General features: G+C 58.8%; 16 protein-coding genes. 12 read left to right on the top strand and 4 right to left on the bottom strand.

The features are described 5' to 3' along the window. Positions 1–125 precede the first annotated feature (125 nt). Positions 126–518 carry a RidA family protein gene (locus tag E6B08_RS11130; protein WP_136914041.1) on the bottom strand — a complete coding sequence of 131 codons (393 nt, stop codon included), beginning with the start codon at positions 516–518 and terminating at the stop codon, positions 126–128. 140 nt (positions 519–658) lie between these two features. Between E6B08_RS11130 and E6B08_RS11125 the strand changes: the two genes are divergently transcribed. Together E6B08_RS11125 and E6B08_RS11120 are read left to right on the top strand one after the other, a co-directional pair. Continuing rightward, entirely contained in the window at positions 659–1,561 is a 903-nt protein-coding gene (locus E6B08_RS11125; RefSeq protein WP_136914040.1) for a LysR family transcriptional regulator, read from the top strand. Between the two features lie 90 nt (positions 1,562–1,651). Next, positions 1,652–2,500: a CAP domain-containing protein gene (locus E6B08_RS11120; RefSeq protein WP_136914039.1), complete on the top strand. Its 849-nt coding sequence runs from the start codon at positions 1,652–1,654 to the stop codon at positions 2,498–2,500. 51 nt (positions 2,501–2,551) lie between these two features. On the opposite strand, the gene tssM is transcribed toward E6B08_RS11120, so the two are convergent. From tssM to vasI, 3 genes are read right to left on the bottom strand one after another with little or no spacing between them, the layout of a single operon-like run. Next, positions 2,552–6,112 carry a type VI secretion system membrane subunit TssM gene (gene tssM, locus E6B08_RS11115; RefSeq protein WP_136914038.1) on the bottom strand — a complete coding sequence of 1,187 codons (3,561 nt, stop codon included), beginning with the start codon at positions 6,110–6,112 and terminating at the stop codon, positions 2,552–2,554. A gap of 8 nt (positions 6,113–6,120) precedes the next feature. Further along, positions 6,121–7,569: a type VI secretion system protein TssA gene (tssA, locus tag E6B08_RS11110; RefSeq protein WP_136914037.1), complete on the bottom strand. Its 1,449-nt coding sequence runs from the start codon at positions 7,567–7,569 to the stop codon at positions 6,121–6,123. Further along, positions 7,557–8,174, bottom strand: coding sequence for a type VI secretion system-associated protein VasI (vasI, locus tag E6B08_RS11105; protein ID WP_238349319.1), 618 nt, complete (start codon positions 8,172–8,174; stop codon positions 7,557–7,559). The genes tssA and vasI overlap by 13 nt, the downstream gene beginning before the upstream one ends. Positions 8,175–8,529: 355 nt before the next feature. Between vasI and tssB the strand changes: the two genes are divergently transcribed. From tssB to E6B08_RS11055, 10 genes are all read left to right on the top strand, one after another. Further along, positions 8,530–9,033: a type VI secretion system contractile sheath small subunit gene (gene tssB, locus E6B08_RS11100; protein WP_136914036.1), complete on the top strand. Its 504-nt coding sequence runs from the start codon at positions 8,530–8,532 to the stop codon at positions 9,031–9,033. 39 nt (positions 9,034–9,072) lie between these two features. Next, complete coding sequence (tssC, locus tag E6B08_RS11095) at positions 9,073–10,542, top strand: type VI secretion system contractile sheath large subunit (RefSeq protein ID WP_416194396.1); 1,470 nt, start codon at positions 9,073–9,075, stop codon at positions 10,540–10,542. Continuing rightward, a complete protein-coding gene (tssE, locus tag E6B08_RS11090; protein ID WP_136914034.1) occupies positions 10,539–10,949 on the top strand; it encodes a type VI secretion system baseplate subunit TssE in 411 nt (136 codons plus the stop codon). The genes tssC and tssE overlap by 4 nt, the downstream gene beginning before the upstream one ends. Positions 10,950–10,951: 2 nt before the next feature. Beyond that, the gene (tssF, locus tag E6B08_RS11085; RefSeq protein ID WP_136914033.1) at positions 10,952–12,718 is read left to right on the top strand and encodes a type VI secretion system baseplate subunit TssF; all 1,767 of its coding nucleotides are present in this window, start codon (positions 10,952–10,954) and stop codon (positions 12,716–12,718) included. After that, the gene (gene tssG / locus E6B08_RS11080) at positions 12,682–13,698 is read left to right on the top strand and encodes a type VI secretion system baseplate subunit TssG (protein ID WP_136914032.1); all 1,017 of its coding nucleotides are present in this window, start codon (positions 12,682–12,684) and stop codon (positions 13,696–13,698) included. The genes tssF and tssG overlap by 37 nt, the downstream gene beginning before the upstream one ends. Next, on the top strand, positions 13,695–14,258 hold the full coding sequence (locus tag E6B08_RS11075) for an FHA domain-containing protein (RefSeq protein WP_136914031.1): 564 nt from the start codon (positions 13,695–13,697) through the stop codon (positions 14,256–14,258). The genes tssG and E6B08_RS11075 overlap by 4 nt, the downstream gene beginning before the upstream one ends. Continuing rightward, positions 14,255–15,001: a type VI secretion system lipoprotein TssJ gene (tssJ, locus tag E6B08_RS11070; protein ID WP_136914030.1), complete on the top strand. Its 747-nt coding sequence runs from the start codon at positions 14,255–14,257 to the stop codon at positions 14,999–15,001. The genes E6B08_RS11075 and tssJ overlap by 4 nt, the downstream gene beginning before the upstream one ends. A 46-nt stretch (positions 15,002–15,047) precedes the next feature. Beyond that, positions 15,048–16,385: a type VI secretion system baseplate subunit TssK gene (gene tssK / locus E6B08_RS11065; protein ID WP_136914029.1), complete on the top strand. Its 1,338-nt coding sequence runs from the start codon at positions 15,048–15,050 to the stop codon at positions 16,383–16,385. A 1-nt stretch (position 16,386) separates the two neighbouring features. After that, positions 16,387–17,232 (top strand): type IVB secretion system protein IcmH/DotU, encoded by an 846-nt coding sequence (gene icmH, locus E6B08_RS11060; protein WP_136914028.1) that lies wholly within the window; start codon positions 16,387–16,389, stop codon positions 17,230–17,232. A 133-nt stretch (positions 17,233–17,365) separates the two neighbouring features. After that, the gene (locus E6B08_RS11055; RefSeq protein ID WP_136914027.1) at positions 17,366–17,881 is read left to right on the top strand and encodes an Hcp family type VI secretion system effector; all 516 of its coding nucleotides are present in this window, start codon (positions 17,366–17,368) and stop codon (positions 17,879–17,881) included. Positions 17,882–17,893 lie beyond the last annotated feature (12 nt).

The raw sequence follows: 17,893 nt of genomic DNA, 5'->3' as shown, positions 1-17,893 counted from the left end.
GTTGGGCAGTCTCTAGCTATCCCTACGTGTGATAGACCTTGCCCGCCTAGCAGCGGGCTTTCTTTTGTCCGCGATTTTTTACAGGCGCCTCGGTGGTCAGCATCGGAAGTAGGGTCTGGTCTGCCCTACGGTATTTTTGCGATCACCTTGATCTCGAAGTCGAACCCGGACAGCCAGGTCACGCCGATAGCGGTCGCCGTGGGATAGGGCGCTTCGCCCCAATACTCGGCCGCCACCTCCCAGATGGTTTCGAATGTCGAGGCGGGGTCGACCATGAAGATGGTCGCGTCGACCACGTCCTCGAAGCTACTGCCCGCCTCGGCCAGGATCGCATTGAGGTTGGCGAAGGCCAGGCGAACCTGTTCTGCGAGGTCCGGCTTGGCCGATCCATCCTTGCGGCTACCGACCTGGCCGGATACGAACAGAAAACCGTTGGAGCGAATCGCCGGGGAATAGCGGTGGAGTTCGTACAGTGCGTGGCGGTCAGGCGGGAAAACGACATCACGTTTAGTGGACATTGCATACCTCGTTCGGGGCCATCGCGGCCCGGTGTCTACGGTGAAGCCACTATAAAAAGGCCAACGCACGGGATAAACGGGCAGCTTTGGCCTGGACTGTTTGTATAATCCAAACAATCCAGACACGGGTGAGGCATGACGTGGACCGTTTCGATGCAATGCAGGCATTTGCTCGCGTGGTGGAAACCGGCAGCTTCACCAAGGCGGCAGCCACCCTGCATATGAGCAAGACCACTGTGACGCAGCTCGTCCAGCAACTGGAAGCCAGGCTGCGTGTGCGCCTGCTCAACCGCACCACACGCAAGGTCAATGTCACCGCCGACGGCGCGGCCTATTACGAACGCGTCGTCCGGCTGCTGGCCGACATGGACGACGCCGAGACCAGCTTGTCCAGCGCATCGATGGCACCGCGCGGCCGGCTGCGGGTGGATGTACCCAGCCCACTGGCGCGAATGCTGCTCATACCCGCCTTGCCAGGGTTCTTCGCACGTTATCCAGAAATTCAGCTGACCTTGGGCGTGAGTGATCGCATCGTCGACATCATGGGTGAGAACGTCGACTGCGTGGTGCGTGGCGGCGAGATCACCGATCAATCTCTGGTAGCAAGGCACGTGGGCGATTTGAAACTCGGCATGTACGCCACGCCCGCCTATTTGCAGCGCTTCGGTACGCCGGTCCATCCCAGTGAGCTAGAGGAAAGCCGACACAGCACCGTCGGTTTCCTCTGGTTTCGCACAGGCAAAACCTTACCCTTCGCAATGCAGCGGGGTGAGGAGCGGATCGAGGCGCACGGTCGTCCGCAACTGACGGTCGACGACGGCAATGCGTACCTCGCCGCTGGCCTGGCTGGCCTGGGCATGCTCTGGCTACCGCAGTACATGGCCAGGCCGCACCTGATCAGCGGTGAGCTGGTGCCGCTGTTCGAAGACTGGCACATGTCGCCGATGCCGATGTATCTGGCATTCCCGCCCAATCGCCATGTCAGCGCCAAGGTAAGGGTATTCATCGACTGGATAATCGAACTGATGACCGAAAAATTGTAACGCTGCTCATGAACCAGTTTCGAGGCGCGCAGTCTTAGCCGGGCCCTTTAATCGGCACTGCGCCGCCACCCCGTCCGAGCTGTTCGCCCCATGCGCCAAGCTGCCCGCCGCTCTTCCTTCCTCATCCCTTTGTTCGCCCTGTTCCTCAGCCCCGCCCATGCCAGCGGGGAAAGGCAATTGGTGGCGGCCATCAACGACTACCGCGCCCAACCACAGCGCTGCGAGGGACGCAGGGTTCAAACCTTGGCGCCGCTCACGTTGAGGTCGAACCTGGTGGTACCAGTCGGCTACGGCGGCGGTTTGCGCGAAGGCTTGAAGGCCGCCGGATATCAGGCGGTCAAGGTACGCGCCATCCGCCTGATTGGCGCGGAGGATGCCGAGGAGGCCTTTGCCATGCTGGAGAACGATTACTGCTCGGCGTTGCTCGACAACCAATTTGCCGACATCGGCGTCAGTCGCGTTCGCAGCGAATGGCGAGTGGTGCTGGCGCGTCCGGTGCTCGACGCTCAGCTCGGCGATCAGCGCTCCGCCAGCAAAGCGCTGCTGGCGCAGGTCAACGCGGCGCGAGCGAAACCGCGCCTGTGTGGCCGCCAGCGCTTCGCCGCTGCACGGCCGCTCACCTGGAACGGCGCCTTGGGAACAGCGGCGCAGCGACACAGCCGGGCGATGGCCAACGACAATTTCTTCGCTCACCGTGACCCCGACGGTGATCTGCCGGCAGACCGGGCATGGGATGCCGGCTACCGTGGCCGTCAGATCGGCGAGAACATTGCCGCCGGCCAGGGCTCACCGAGCAAGGCGATGGCCGGCTGGCTGGCCAGCCCAGGGCATTGCGCCAACCTGATGAATCCGATGTTCACCCAGGTGGGCGCGGCATTTGCCGAGAACGCCCGAAGCGATGAGGGGGTGTATTGGACCATGGTGTTCGGCGCGCCTTGACGGGGTGCATCCCCCCAGGGTAAGTGGCCAGCCTGGTCCTACGCTGCGCACTCACAGGGCCTGCGCCGAACGCTCTTGCAGCAGGCCTCGCGGCAATTTGAAGCCCTTGAAAGGTTGCTGGGTGATGGGGTTGAAGGCTTTCTCGGCATTCAGACGATAGCGCATTACCCCATCACCTGCCTTGAAGCTCAGGTCCACGCTGGTAGCGGTGCGCCCATTGAGCGCCCCACGACTCAGTAGGCGGAACATGGACCACGGCCCCCGGTATTCCAGGCGATTACTGTTGCCGTTTTGCCTGAGTAAGGTGAGGTTGCTGCGCACCTGCGGCCCCAGGGTGTTAGGCCAGATAATGCCCGTTATCTGGCGAGGGCCATGGGTGTATGAAACCAGTTGCCCGTCCAGATCCAACAAGCTGGTGCGCTGATTACCACTGAGCCCCAACGGCTCGATACTGAACTGCACACTCAGGTTTCCCCGCTGGTCGAAGAATGTTTCCCTTATCCGCTCGGCTACCGACAATTGCTTTAGGACGTCGCCGCGGATCAGCGAGCCTCCCTGTTGACTGCCCAGCGCCTCCAGGTTTTCCTCGAGAAAGACTTCAAGGTAGCGATCCTGGAATTGGCGCAACCTTCCCTTGGGACCGAAGAACGCTTCAAAATCATCCAGGGAGGCATCAGGCGCATGGGCAACGAATGGATACCGACCCGCCAGCCGTTGCTGGAAAAAGCTGTACACGTCTGCATCCCACCGCCGCTCCAGCTCCCGCAATGCTTCGACATTGAGCACCCGGGCGGTCTGCTCAGCAAGTTTTCTCACCTGTTGATCGAGCGGTTCCGGAAGTCCAGAGGCGACCCGTTGCAGGTTGGCTATCGGATCGGAACCGGTCATTGAAAAGCGCTGGAGTACCACATGCAGAGCGGCCTTGCCACGGTCCGAGCTGTCCTGCACTGCCTTTGCGTAATCGTAAACGGCCGTCACTGCACCTAGCGTTTCATCGTAATAGCTCGGCTGAGTGCCTTTGGGCTCCAACAAGGCATGCATGCCCGAGAACGCACGCCGAATATCGAGCCCATACTGTTGCTCCTGTTTACCCTCAGCTGTCGGCAAGGGCTGGAGTTCGGTGTTGTCCCGCACGGTTTCGAGCAAACGCAGCAATGGTGCTGCGGGGCCGGTCAACTGATGCAGAACCGACACGCCATGGTTCAGGTCATGGAAATCGGTCACCGCGAATGCTGCTAACGACCGCCGCCAGGTGTCGATGTAATCAGAGGTGTACAGATTGCGAATACTCTCGGTCAGCGCTTTCCGATCGGCGCTTGAGTAGTCCAGTTGCCGCCGCTCACCCAACGCCCACTGATCAATCATGGCCATCTCGGTGATGTGCTGGCTGCGCGGCTCGAAGTATTCCTTGAAGCCTTTGGCCGTCACCAAGGGCGCAAGCACGACGGTCCCTTGGCTCCCTCCTGGCACTGACGCCGACTGATAAACCACATCGAACGCTGGCCCGATCTGATTGCGCAAATCCAGGCCGGCGTGCAGCTCATCCTGAGCTTCCTGTTTGAGGCTGGCGTACACCCGCTGTGGCAGAGGCACCTTGCGCAAGGCCTGCTGGACTTCGCTCACACGCTGGCTGAATTGTGGCAGGTCAGTTTCGGCATAGGCCAAGGCATACTGCAAGTGCCGCATGAGATCACGTTGCACAGCGCCCTGCCCTGGAAAAGCCTGTTGCCATTGCAGGGACATCCAGTCCTCTACCCATTCCGGACGACGATTGTCACGGTCCTCGATCATTCGATAGACCCTGAGCGCAGCCATTTGCTGATCACTGCCAAGCGGTGCGGCATTCATTGCATCGACAACGCCACTGGCAATTGCTGGGAGGAATCGACGAGATAGCAGCTTCAGGTAGGCCTCATCGACCCTGGGCCCGATGGCGCGCCCTTGGTAGAGCCCCAGATCCGCAACGCCCGGCCATGCAGAACGATAGGCACCAAACACCGAAACGGCATCACGAATCTGATTGAGCGGCGCCAGGAGGTTGCGACCGGTGGGATCCAGACGCTGATCCACCTCCTGACTACCGAAAGCCTGAGTCTTTGCCAGCACTCCGTCCGCCTTGGCAGCATTGATGTCGAAGTAGCGATGCCAACTGGCGATGGCGATGGCAAACGCCAGGACGCCTACTCCAGAACCCACCCACAATAGCTGACGCTTGCTGCGTGCCACCCTGACGTTGTCCCCCGCCAGCCCGGCCTCCTTGTAGATCACACCCTGAAAAAGTTGCTGGATGAAATAGACCTGCGGGTTCTTTTGCGATTTGCTCTCGCGCAGTGGCGGCGTGGTCTTGTAAGGCTGCGCAGCCCGACGGACAAACGCGTTGCTGATTTCCCCTTGCTGCATGACCGATGAACAATAGACCCCACGCACCAATGCCGGGGTGGTAAAACGGTCGCTGGCCAATATCTCCCGCAGCAACCCCACCAGCACAGGGCGCAGGCCAGCCAACTGGGCATGCAACGATGTCAGGCGCTCACGCTGCGTCGGGCAGCCAACACTGTGCAGGGTCTGCGCCACCTGTTGCTGCACCTGGCAGACCAATTCATCGTAGTGTTCGATAAACTCATCCAGCCAAGCGTCGAACCTGCTGACGGCATCCAACTTGAAAGTGAACCCAAGCGTCTGTTCACGTTCAGCAGCGCTCAATCGCGAATAGAGCTCATCGAACCCGTCCAGTAAATCGAACTTGCTGAGCACTACGTACAACGGAAGCCGGGAGCCAAGGTGGCTACTCACCTCGTGCAGCCGGGTGCGTAGCGTTCGCGCCAGGGCCGTTCGCTGCTCGGGTCCGCCGCGCAACAGCGATGACAGATCGATCACCAACAACAAACCGTTGAGTGCTCTTCGGCTCCGGTTGCACGCCAACCACCCCAGCAAGTGTTCCCAGAGCCTTGCCGGCGTACCGAGTGGTACGGCGGCCTGTGCCTCTGCTTCCTTGTCATCAAAGCGTTCGCTCGTTGAGCTCTGGGCGATCAGTTCTCCGGGTGGATCGAGAATGACGGCCTCATCGCTGATCCACCAGCTGACTGGGTACTCAAGGTCCTGTATGTGAAGCCCCTGGGCTTGGACCTTGGTAATACGGGTGAGGGAAAAGCGCTGATTCGACCGGTCGATGAAGCTACTCTTGCCAGCGCCCTGCTCACCGATGACGAGGTACCAAGGCAAACGGTACAGCGCCCGTCGCCCGCCGGCGTTTTCCAGATAATGGGCCAAACCTTGGTTCAGCGCCCGCTCTTGGGCTTGGACATACGCTAGACAAGGGTCGGCTTCGGCAGCAGCCTCATCACATTGCTGCGCCTGCAATCGACGAAACTTCACACGAAGCATGAACGCCCAGGACAAGACTGGCAGCAACACCAGCAACAGGCTGGCCATCCCGCGGCTCGACAGGCTATCCAGCGGCTGCTGTCCACGCCAGGTCCATTGCGGCCCAAGCCACCAGATGGCGATTAACAGCAGCGAAACGCCAAGTCCAAGCAGCACGGGCATCGCCAGCCCGATACGCATCACGAGCGGCGCTCCCCAGCGCTTGCACAGTGTCCAGAGTCGATTCATGAAGGCTCCTATTGCTTGTTCTTCTCGAGCAGCGCTGAGGTTGCGCCGTAGTGCTGAAGTCGTTGGAACACGTCAGGTTCCCAGTCATTGGCAGTGGTTTGCTGCATCGTCTGGGCGACGCTGGCGCACAGATCCTGGGCAAGCCAGGAAATGCCTCTTGCCGCCAGTAAATCGGCAGCTATGGTCGTGCTGTGGCAACGCTCGCGGGGAGCCAGGAACTCCGCTTGCATACTCTGCAGGCGCAGCAGCAATGGCTCTACCCCGCCATCCAACTGGCTGGCCAGCTCCTCACGCAGGCTTGCGAATTCCCGCCCCGCGCTTGGGTGCTCGGCACCGGCCTGCCCACCCCTCAGCCACGCCAGGCACTGACTATCGACGAATGCTGTGCCATCGCTGAAACACAGTTGCTGAAGAGCCGGCAGGCGCTGTACGAACCGCGCCGTGGTGCTGCGGATGGCCTCCGCCACTTCATCCATCGCTAGCCGCGCGGCCACCGCTGCGGCGAGAAAACTGCCTCGGATCCAGTAGGGAGACGACGTCACACTCTTTTCGATCCGAAGCAACAAGGCAGGGGAAATCGACGTGCTGGCGATCGCTTCCTCATAACCGCGGACGATATCCATGGGAACCGCCATCAACTCTGTGCGGTTCTCCTGCCTGGTCCCGGGTTCAGTCTGGATATGGGCCCACAAACCGAAGCGTCGCAATTGATATCCGGTGGGGTCGTATTGGTCCTGCTGGTTGATGAACTCGGCCATGCTCAACACGGCTCGACGAGTCTCGCGTTCGTTGCCGAGCGACAGGCTGGGCTTGGGCGCAGCGAAGACCTCAAGCAAGGGCGACGGCTCTAGCTTTGGGGTGACGACGTTGGTGGCAGGGTCTCCACCGCTCTCGGCGGATTTCAAGTGTTTGAGCAACAAACGCTCAAGTTCCCCCAGGACCTTGGCATCCAACTGCGCTGCATCAGCTTGCCGCTGCAGGCGTTCCAAGGCGTTTTGCGCAGCGACAGCATGCGCCCGGCTATAGGTAAATCGGTCTAGCCTTGCAAGCGTATCGAGCAGTCGGTCGATGATCAGACCGACCAGCTTGCGCTTGCCTAGAAGCCCCTTGGGACCCGGCTTGGGATGAGCGCTCTCCCAGTAGTGTTCGACAATGCCGCCGAGCAACTCCAGGCTACAACTCCACTGTTGCCAACAATCGCTACGCAGCCAGGCGACAGTCAAGTGCCAGACAATCCGTAGGTGTTTACACTGCTCGATCAGGTACTGGCGTGATGCTTCTTCGATATAGCACCAGTCGATCGATGCCTCTTGAAGCCCACCCAGCTTCACCATTTCCTGGTCAATGGCCTGGTAGGTTTCGTCTTCCATATCGAACAGCCCAGCAGGAACCTGCGGGTCTATAGGTGAAAGCAACCGCGCCATTTCCGCCGCCGATACCTGCATTACCAGCGACATGTCTTGCGCGCCTTGTCGATGAGAGGATCCAGGCCTTCAGCGTCGAACGTCAGTCCATCGATCGCGGAGTGGTCACTGGCCACACGGATACGGTGGGCACCTAAAAGCGCCTTGATCTGCTCGATCGCCGGCAGACCTCGACCTGCATCGAGCACCTGACCGTTCTCCATGACCTGCCAGTGGGCAGGGACCGTAGAACTTCGCTCGCCCGTTAGCTGCACCTTGACCCGGCTGGTGTTGAACGGTTCTCCGGCAATCAACTGCAACCGCGAGATGTTCTGGATGCAACTGATCGCCAGGTAGGTGCGTGGCTCAACCGATGCAATCGCCGGGGCGGAGATGATCACCCGCGGCTGCGTTTGTCCCTCACCCAGCTCGCGCATGTGGAAAGTCAGGTCGTCAGGGGTTCGCTCGACTTCGTTGGCCAACACGTTCAAAACGCTCGGCGCCTCTTGCTCGGGTGCCGACCAGTTGTGTTTCGCGACCCGTGCAGGCGTTCGTGCGGCCTCATCAAAGCAGGCCAGACGCTCGAGGTTAGACACGATACCTGGACAATCCCGAACCGGGCTTGCCAACGCCGGACCAAGATAAAACAGCAGCGACAATCCAGCACCATATGCGCAGCGACTAATCATTGGAACCAAACTCTCTTCCATGGGAATGGCAAAAAAGTTGCCAAGAGAAATTTCCTACACTTAATCCTACAAATTACGACAGCAACAATTTTCGAGGACCGAAAACAAAAACGAGACTAGTACACAGAGCCAGCCGCACACAAATAAATATCAACTTACAAATTAAGCCTCGACTAAAAACCAGCTCAAGATGCATGGTTTTCAGGCCAACCTTAAGCAACGGACAACAAATAAGCGATCCAAGCAACTTTGTAGGAGCCATCCTACAGAAAAATTACACACAATTAGATTTAGTAGGAAACCTCTTACAAGGAGTTAGCTCTTCATGTCCAAAACCATGAGTTCTGTCGCGCCAAAAGAATGCATCAACATCCGATATGTTCCTGCCACGGGCAATGAGCAAGCGGAAATAGAGTTGCCTCACAAAATGCTGGTCCTGGGGGATTTTGGGCTGCAGGACGACAGATCGCTCGAAGACCGGCCCGTCTTGCGCATCGACAAGCACAGTTTCAACGACGTACTGAAAGATGCCGACGTCAGGCTGGATATGTCCGTGCCCTCGGCACTCAGCCCCACGCCCGACGCCGAAATCGCTGTCAGCTTGCACTTCCGCACGTTCAATGATTTCGGGCCAGACCAGATCGCCCGGCAAATACCCGAACTCAACAAACTGCTGGCGCTCCGCGAGGCGCTGGTTGCCCTCAAAGGTCCGCTGGGTAACGTCCCCGCTTTTCGCAAACAGATGCAACTTCTGCTGAGCGACGAGCAAACCCGAAAGCAACTAGCGCAAGAGCTGGGTCTGGTGCTTGAGACATCCACCGAAGGCTAAATCAAAGGAACGCGCCCAATGCCAAACCAGAACAGCACGATGCCCGGCACCGACATTGAAATAGAGACACTCGGCAAAGCCACATTGCTTGACCAGATCATGGCCGAAACCATGTTGGTTCCGACCCAGGACGGCTACCACGTTGCCAAACAAGGCGTCGCCGCTTTCATTGCGGAAATGCTCAAGAGCAATGAAACAGAACAGCTGATCAACAAGCACCGCGTAGACCAAATGATCGCTGAAGTCGACCGTGTGCTGGGCAAGCAAATGGATACGATCTTGCACGAGCCTGAATTTCAAGAACTGGAATCCGCCTGGCGCAGTCTCAAGCTCCTGGTCGACCGGACAGACTTCCGCGAGAACATCAAACTCGAGGTTCTCCATACCAGCAAGGAGGACTTGCTCGATGATTTCGAGAACGCCGCAGATATTACCTGCAGCGGACTCTACAAACATGTCTACACCGCAGGTTACGGGCAGTTTGGTGGCGAACCGGTAGCGGCCATGCTTGGCAATTACAGCTTCGGCCCCTCCTCCCCTGACATCAAGCTGCTGAGTTACATGGCCTCGGTCGGCGCCATGGCACATGCCCCTTTCCTGACAGCACCCGCGCCGGAATTCTTCAACCTCAGCAGCTTCGAAGGCCTGCCTGACCTCAAGGAGATCAAAGACATCTTCGCCGGGCCTCGGCATGCCAAGTGGCGCGCATTCCGCGACAGCGAAGACGCTCGCCATGTTGCCCTGGTGGCGCCCCGTTTCATGCTGCGCTCTGCCTATCATCCTGAAGAGCAACCCATACAGAGCTTCAACTACGACGAAAACATAGATGGCCGACATGCCAACTATCTATGGGGAAATGCCGCCTTCCTGCTGGCAGGTTGCATCAACGATAGCTTCGCACGCTATCGCTGGTGCCCGAACATCATCGGCCCGCAGTCGGGAGGCGCCGTAGAGGACTTGCCGGTCCACTTGTTCGAGTCACTGGGGCAACTGCAAGCGAAGATCCCCACCGAGGTACTCATCTCTGACCGCAAGGAGTTCGAACTGGCCGAAGAAGGCTTCATCGCCCTGACCATGCGCAAAGACAGCGACAATGCGGCGTTCTTCTCGGCCAACTCCGTGCAAAAGCCAAAGACCTTTCCGAAAACGCCGGAGGGCCTGCAAGCACAGACCAACTACAAACTCGGCACCCAGTTGCCTTACCTGTTCATCGTCAACCGGCTGGCCCATTACATCAAGGTGCTCCAGCGCGAACAGATCGGAAGCTGGAAGGAGCGCCGCGATCTGGAGTCCGAGCTCGGCAAGTGGATCAAGCAGTACGTAGCCGACCAGGAAAACCCGTCCGCCGACGTGAGAAGCCGTCGTCCGTTGCGTGCCGCGAAGATAGAAGTTTCGGACGTGGCGGGCGATCCGGGTTGGTACCAGGTGTCGCTCGCGGTACGTCCGCACTTCAAGTACATGGGCGCCAATTTCGAGATTTCACTGGTCGGTCGGCTCGACACGCAATGACCGGTCTTTTCATCCGCCTGGCAGCTCATTCGCAGACGTCGCCGGCGCTCTCTAGACGAGAGCGCGCCAGGCACAAAATCGAGCTGATCAAGCGCCACCTCGAAACGCTGTTGAACACGCGCCAGGGTTGTTCACAGAGCAGCCCTGGCCTGGGGCTGCGTGATTTCAATGGCCACAATTCGAGCAATGGCGATCTGCTCCATCAAGTCAGCGAAGACATTCGTCTGACCATTACCCGCTTCGAGCCGCGGATACACCTCCAGACGCTTATCGCTATCCCGGATGCAAATGCGCCCCTGGAACTGCATTTTCGGCTGGATTGCCAAGTGCAAGTGAACAATCACGCGGAGCACGTGCAAATTGAATTGTTGGTCAACGGCCACAACCGTTACACGCGAGTAAGCTAGCCATGTCGTTAAAGGATCAATTCAGCGAAGAACTTCGCTACCTGCGCGAGCTGGGAACCGACTTCGCCAAGGACAACCCTCAGCTGGCTCGTTTTCTCGGCAAGGACAGCAGCGACCCTGATGTCGAGCGCCTGCTGGAGGGCTTTGCGTTCCTGACTGCCAAGCTACGGCTCAAGCTCGAGGATGACCTGCCGGAACTGACGCACCCGATGCTGCAACTGTTGTGGCCCAACTACCTGCGTCCGCTACCGAGCGCAACCATCATCCAGTTTGCACCGCTTGAGCAGTCACTCAGCCAATCCCACTGCATTCCCAAGGGTGCCCGCCTGTTCTCCACACCGGTGGACGGCATCGCCTGCGAGTTCCGGACCTGCACCGAGGTGACGCTGCAGCCTTTCGAGATCAGCCAGGTCGACGCCACCCAGACATTGGATAGCTCAGTGGTCAGCATCAGCCTGAAAACAGGCGTCGACCGACCGCTGAATACCCTGCAGTGCGATAGGCTCGACATCCATCTGAGCGGCGACGACCGCAGCGCCCAGACGCTGTATCTCTGGCTTTCGCAATACCTCCAACACATCGATGTGACCATCAACGGCCAGGTTCGCAGACTGCCGGCCAGTAGTGTCGGATTCCCTGGTTTCGGTCCCGAAGAGGCCTTGCTGCCGTATCCGCAGAATGTATTCGATGGGTACCGAATCTTGCAGGAGTATTTTCTGTTCCCGCAGCGGTTCCACTTTTTCAGCCTGGCTGGGTTGAGCAGAGTCTGGCCCGACGAGAGCAGCCAAACGGTACATATCGAGTTCAATTTCAGCCGTCAATTGCCCCAGTCAATACGCGTTGGCAAAGACGACTTCAGCTTGTTCTGCACCCCTGCGGTCAACCTTTTTCCGCATGGTGCCGAGCCTATCGACCTGTCCGGCGAACAGGCACACGCCTTGTTGAGGCCAAGCGGCCCCCAGAGCCACGCCTACGAAATATTCAGCGTCGATCGGGTAATCAGCACGCGCACCACTGCAGGCAGCGCCGGCGGTCAGCTTCTGCGGGTGTTCCGCCCCTTCGAGTCATTCGCCCATGAGATCGAACATGTTCAGGGCCGCACCGCGCTGTACTACCGCTGCCAGGTGGAAGACTCGCTGCAAGACGATGGAGTGATTCACCGCATAGCTTTCGTCCGCGCCGACGCGAGCCTCTACATCGGTGAGCTGGAAACCGCCTCGATCGATCTGACCTGTACCAATCGAGATCTGCCCCTTTCCCTGAGCGTGGGCGATATCAGCGTGAATACAGAGGTCACCCCACCATTGGTGAGCTATCGCAATATCCGCCGCCCTTCCCGACCCTGTCGTCCGGTGCTCGATGGTCAGTTGCAATGGGCATTGATTTCCAACCTTTCGCTGAACTACCTGTCGCTGTTGTCCGCCGACCCACTCAAGGCGGTTATTGGCGCTTACGACTTCGCGGCATTGCATGACATCCAACAAGCGCGGTCCACACACAAGCGCCTCCAGGCTATCAGCGAAGTCAGCACCTCCCCCCTGGACTGGCTGATCAAAGGGCAGCCGATCCGCGGCCTGCGCACTCACTTGCACATCGATCAGAGCGGATTCCTCTGCGAGGGCGATCTCTACCTGTTCAGCTGTGTGCTTTCCCAGTTCTTCGCGCTCTACGCCAGCATCAACTCCTTCCATCAACTGGAAGTGACCAACACCACTAATAACGAGCATTACACATGGCCACAACTGACCGGCAAGCAACCGCTGATCTAGCCGACCGGCTGCTGGCCGAGGCGCATCAGTACAATTTTTTCCAGTTACTGGAGCGTCTGCACGGCCTTCATGGAGACGATCTGGAGCCTCGCCGGGCGGCGGACACGGTACGTCTGCGCGTGCGGCTTACCAATGACCCACGCCTGAAATTCCCGACCTCCGATGTGTTGAAAGCAGAACGAATGCCGGATCGGGAGGACCGTTACAGCGTGTGCACAACGTTCATGGGGCTTCACGGTACCGACTCGCCATTGCCCACCTACTACTTGGAACAATTGGCCTACGAACATGCCCAGGGCATCGGTGCACGTCCCGCATTCTTCGATTTCTTCAATCACTGCATACTCAGCCTGTTGCACCGGATCTGGCGTAAATACCGCTATTACATCCGCTTCCAAGCGGGGGCCAACGACCAGTTTTCTCAATACGTCTTCGCATTGATCGGGCTCAACAACCAGCAACTACGGGGCGCCACCGCGCTGCCCTGGAGTCGGCTGCTGAGCTTTGCCGGCGTCATCGCCAGCCGTAGCCGTGCACCCGGTACAGTCGCGGGAATTATTGCTCACTGTTTCGACCTGAGTTCGGTGCAGATCCGCGAGTTCGAGACGCGAGTGGTCGGCACCGCCGCGAAGCAGATCGTGAGTCTCGGGCGAGCCAACGGCCAACTCGGAGGCAGCTTCTCAGTCGGCACCCGAACGCGTACCCGGAGTAGCAAGTTCACCCTGCTGATCAGCGACCTCGACCAGGCCCAACTGCGTGATTTGTTGCCTAGCGGAGTCAACTTCGGACGCTTACGCGCACTCATCGATTTCCTGCTCCGCGATGGCCTCGCCTACGACCTGGAGCTGCGACTCAAACAGCATGCGCTTTCGCCCTTCTGCCTAGATCGCAACCAGGGCGCTCACCTTGGCTGGACCAGTTTCATCGCCGACAGGCAGGGTATCCATCGTCCCGTCGTCAGCATCCGGGGGCGCTCATGAACACATTGACCCTCAGTATCGTCAACTACCAGCAACTGCAACACGGCATGAGCCGCCATCACCGGTTCGATCGCGAAGGAGGCACCATCGGTACCCAGGCCGCAGATTGGCGACTTCTCGACAACTGCAAACGTGTACGGCCTATCCATTGCGAAATCCGCTGGGCAGAGGACAGCTTTTGCGCTGTCGACCATTGCAACCGGACCTTTCTCAATAGCAGTTCTCGCAGCCTTGGACAGTCGGGCCCCATGCGCCTGAAGGATGGCGACCAACTTCGCATTGGCAACTATCTGATTCAGGTTCATTACCAGGAGCAAACGGTCGTTCGCTCGTTGGAAGGATTTTTCATGCCAGCGCAGGGGGTGCTCGCTGCTCTGCCGCCGGCATATCCAGACGATAACGAAGTCGAACACGCAGCGGTTCGGCCTCCTCCGGAAATATGCCAGGCACTGCACAAGGGTATGGGATCCGATCCGTTGCTGGCCTTGGACACCCTGCAGCATTTGAAGCTGGCGCAAGAAGACAACCTGCATGGCCTTTTTGTGGGGGATCAGCCATGACTCGCCGCTTGCTGTTCCTGATCGCGCTGGCGTCTGCGTTCGTCGCCAGCGCAGGCTGCACCACCATGAGCAAACTGGGTCAGGTCATCATGGACCCCTCCGTGCCCGTGGGCCAACCTGAAGATCAGCCCACCGAGGTTGCTTTCAGTATCAACGTCAGCCCTACGATCAATCGCAATCCCAACAGCCTTGCCGCCATCCTCGAGGAAAAACCCGAGGTGGAGCCTTTCGCCTACGCGGCAAGCCTCAACACAGAACAATTTCCAGCGACCGCACCTCAGGAGATGGAACACGACACCGAAGTGGAACCGGCCCAATTGCCCGTTGTAGAGGACACCCCCGGTAGCTACGACGATCCAGCCTTTCTCCTGGATTCACCCAACGACACAGCCGAAGCCTCGGAGCAGATAGCCACGCCCATCGCCATAAAAATCCTGCAGCTACGGGACGATTCCCTGCTGCGCAGTAGCCTGTATCAAACGCTCGACAGCGACCTGGCGAAAACACTGCGCAGTACATACATCCACGATGACGACTACCTGCTCTTCCCTGGACAGTTCAAGTTTGTGCCCTTCACAAAGGTCCATGCCGAGACTCGCTACATAGCCGTGATTGCCGATTACGGCTCCCAGCAGGACGCGACCTGGAAGCAGGTGCTAAGGATCGAGCCCCAAGGCCGGCACATAGTCCTCTCGCTGCAGGTCCAGGACTCGCAGTTGATCCTGAAGGAAGAAGGCCGATGAAAGCCCATTCTGCCCGCCAACCTCTCCATTCTGACCTGGAGCGCCCATGAGCTCACGTAACCCCGTCCTGTGGCCCGAAGGCTTGTTCGTCAAGCCCCAGCACTTCCAGCAATCGGCCCGAGCCAGTGAGGCAGCGTTTCACCAACGCCTGAGCAGTCTCAACGGAGCCTTCTACGGTTTCAGCGAACTCCAGTTGAACGATGAATACCTGAGCCTCGGAAAGATCGCCATTACCCGTGCACGGGGCATCATGCCCGATGGCACCGCGTTTGACATTCCTGGTGACCTCGCCCCTCCAGCGCCTCTGCAAGTCACCGGCGACGCATCACAGTCCAACGAAATCTACCTGTGCCTGCCACTGCGCACGGAGGGTGGCCGGGAGGTCAGTTGGCCAGACAACGCTGCGAACTTTCGCTATCTCGCCCAGCCTTACGAAATCAAGGACACCCACACTGCGGACGGTGACTTGGTACAAGTCGACCTGGCAGTACCGAACTTCCAACTCAGGGGAGAAGCGCAGGACAGCAGCGCCTATACCCGCCTTGCCGTGGCCAAGGTCCTTGAACGTCGCCCTGATGGAGGACTGCGACTGGACGAAGGCTTTTATCCCACGAGCCTTTCGGTAGGAGCAGTGCCTGGCCTCAAACGCTTTCTCGACGAGATCACCCATACACTGCGCGAGCGCGCCAGGAACCTGGCAGCACGTATCGGCTCGTCGGGCCAGTCCGGTATCGCGGACATCCGTGACTTCAACCTGCTGCAAGCCATGAACCGTTGGTGGCCGCATTTCCAGCACCTGGCGCGCCAGCCGCAGACCCATCCAGAGCAACTCTATATCTGCATGAGCCAGGCGTGCGGCGAACTGGTGACCTTCACCGATGAGAGCAGGACGCCTCAGGATTATCCCGCTTATCACCACACGGATCTTCGTACCTCGTTCAAGCCACTGGAAGAGACGCTGCGCCGAACGCTGAGCACCGTGCTCCAACCGCGTGCGATTTCGCTACCGTTGATATCCCACCAACACGGCGTACTCAACAGTACCTTGGAAGATCGTCGCTTGATCGACACAGCGGCTTTCATCCTCGCCGTACACGCTGACCTGCCCGCTGAGGATCTGCGACAACAGTTCCTGCAAAGAACCAAGGTGACCTCGCTGGTGGCAACCAGTGAACTGGTGCCGTACCTGTTGGATGGCATGACCCTGCTGCCGTTGCCCGTGGCACCACGCGACCTGCCCTTCCACGCAGGGTTCTGCTACTTCGAGCTTGAACAGCGGGGACCGGCCTGGGAATCCATGAAGGACAGCAACGGCTTCGGCATACAGATTTCCGGCGAGATACCCGGCCTGCAGTTGCAGTTCTGGGCGATCAGGAGTGAGTGAAATGGACAACCATCTGTACAAAGCCGATGACGACAGGAACGCTGACAGAGGACCTTTGCCCTCTGAACTGCAAACCAGCACATGGACGAGAGCCCGTGCAAGAGAGCAGCAAACCAAGCCCCATGAGGCCTGCTATCCGGCCGATCCTGATTTCGCGCTTCGGGGTGGCTACGCCAACCAGATGATAGACGCCGCCATGCCATTGTTCGGCCTGGTGATGCGTCTGCGAACCCTTGACGAGCTGCCTCACATCGCAGAGGTGCACAAGCAGGTTCGCAACGAAGTCACCAACATCGTCGAGGAAATGCGCCAGCACGCCTACGAACCTGCCCATTTGCTGGCCTATTCCTACGCGTTGTGCCTGTACCTGGATGAAGCAGTCATGACCCGACCTTGGGGGACGCCCTCCTGCTGGAGCCATGAACCGCTGTTGAGCATCTTCCATCATGAAACCTCGGGCGGCGACAAGATCTTCACCGTGCTGTCGCGGTTGATGCAGGAACCCAAGCGCTACCTGGACGCCATCGAGTTCATCTACATGTGCCTGTGCCTTGGCCTGAAGGGCAAATACGGTATTGCCCCGAAAGGTAACGAAGCACTGAACAGCCTGATCAAGAAGGTATATGCCGTCATCCGAGAAGCGCGGGGCCCTGTGCCGGCGCGAACCCACGACCCCCTCGCCAATGTTGCACCGCGTCATTACCGCATGAGTCGGCAATGGCCTTGGTGGAGCCCCTTGGTCATATCCGCCATGGCCATGGCGGCGGCATACGGTATTTACAGCTACCGCCTCCACCTGATTACCACCGAAGTGCTGGAGTCGCTCAACGGCATCCTGCAGCAATAGCCGCTAAACGGCTGAAACCGCTCGTATCAACGAATTGGCGGGGCCTTGGCCGCGCTGACAAGTCCATCGTCTTCGATGGCCACGCCACCGGTGGTGCGCGTGTTTTATCCACATGGATGCAGGAGAGACTGCAATGCCAACACCCGCTTACATCAAGATCGAAGGACAAACCCAGGGCAACATCACGGCCGGTGCGTTCACTTCCGACTCGGTCGGTAACGTCTTCGTAGAAGGCCATGAAGACGAGATTCTGGTACAGGAAATCAAGCATCAGGTAAGCGTGCCCACGGACCCACAGAGCGGTCAACCTGCAGGCCAGCGGGTACACAAGCCGTTCACCTTTACCAGTTCGTTGAACAAGGCCACACCGTTGATGTACCAGGCGCTGGCGAGCGGCGAGATGCTGCCAACTGTCGAAATCAATTGGTATCGAACCTCGGTAGAGGGCAAGCAGGAACACTTCTTCACCACCAAGCTCGAGGACGCGACCATCGTTGAAATCAGCACCGTCTTGCCACACGCCCAGAAGAAAGAGAACGCAGACTTCACCCAGTTGATCGAGGTATCCATGGCCTACCGCAAGATTGCCTGGACCCACGTCACCGCAGGTACCGAAGGTTCCGACGACTGGCGCAAACCGATCGTCTGACCTGCCTCGAAT

The sequence above is a fragment of the Pseudomonas putida genome (genome assembly GCF_005080685.1).
GTDB lineage: Bacteria > Pseudomonadota > Gammaproteobacteria > Pseudomonadales > Pseudomonadaceae > Aquipseudomonas > Aquipseudomonas putida_V.
Note: the sequence above shows the minus strand (reverse complement) of the source record. Positions and strands in the feature narration are given on the sequence as shown.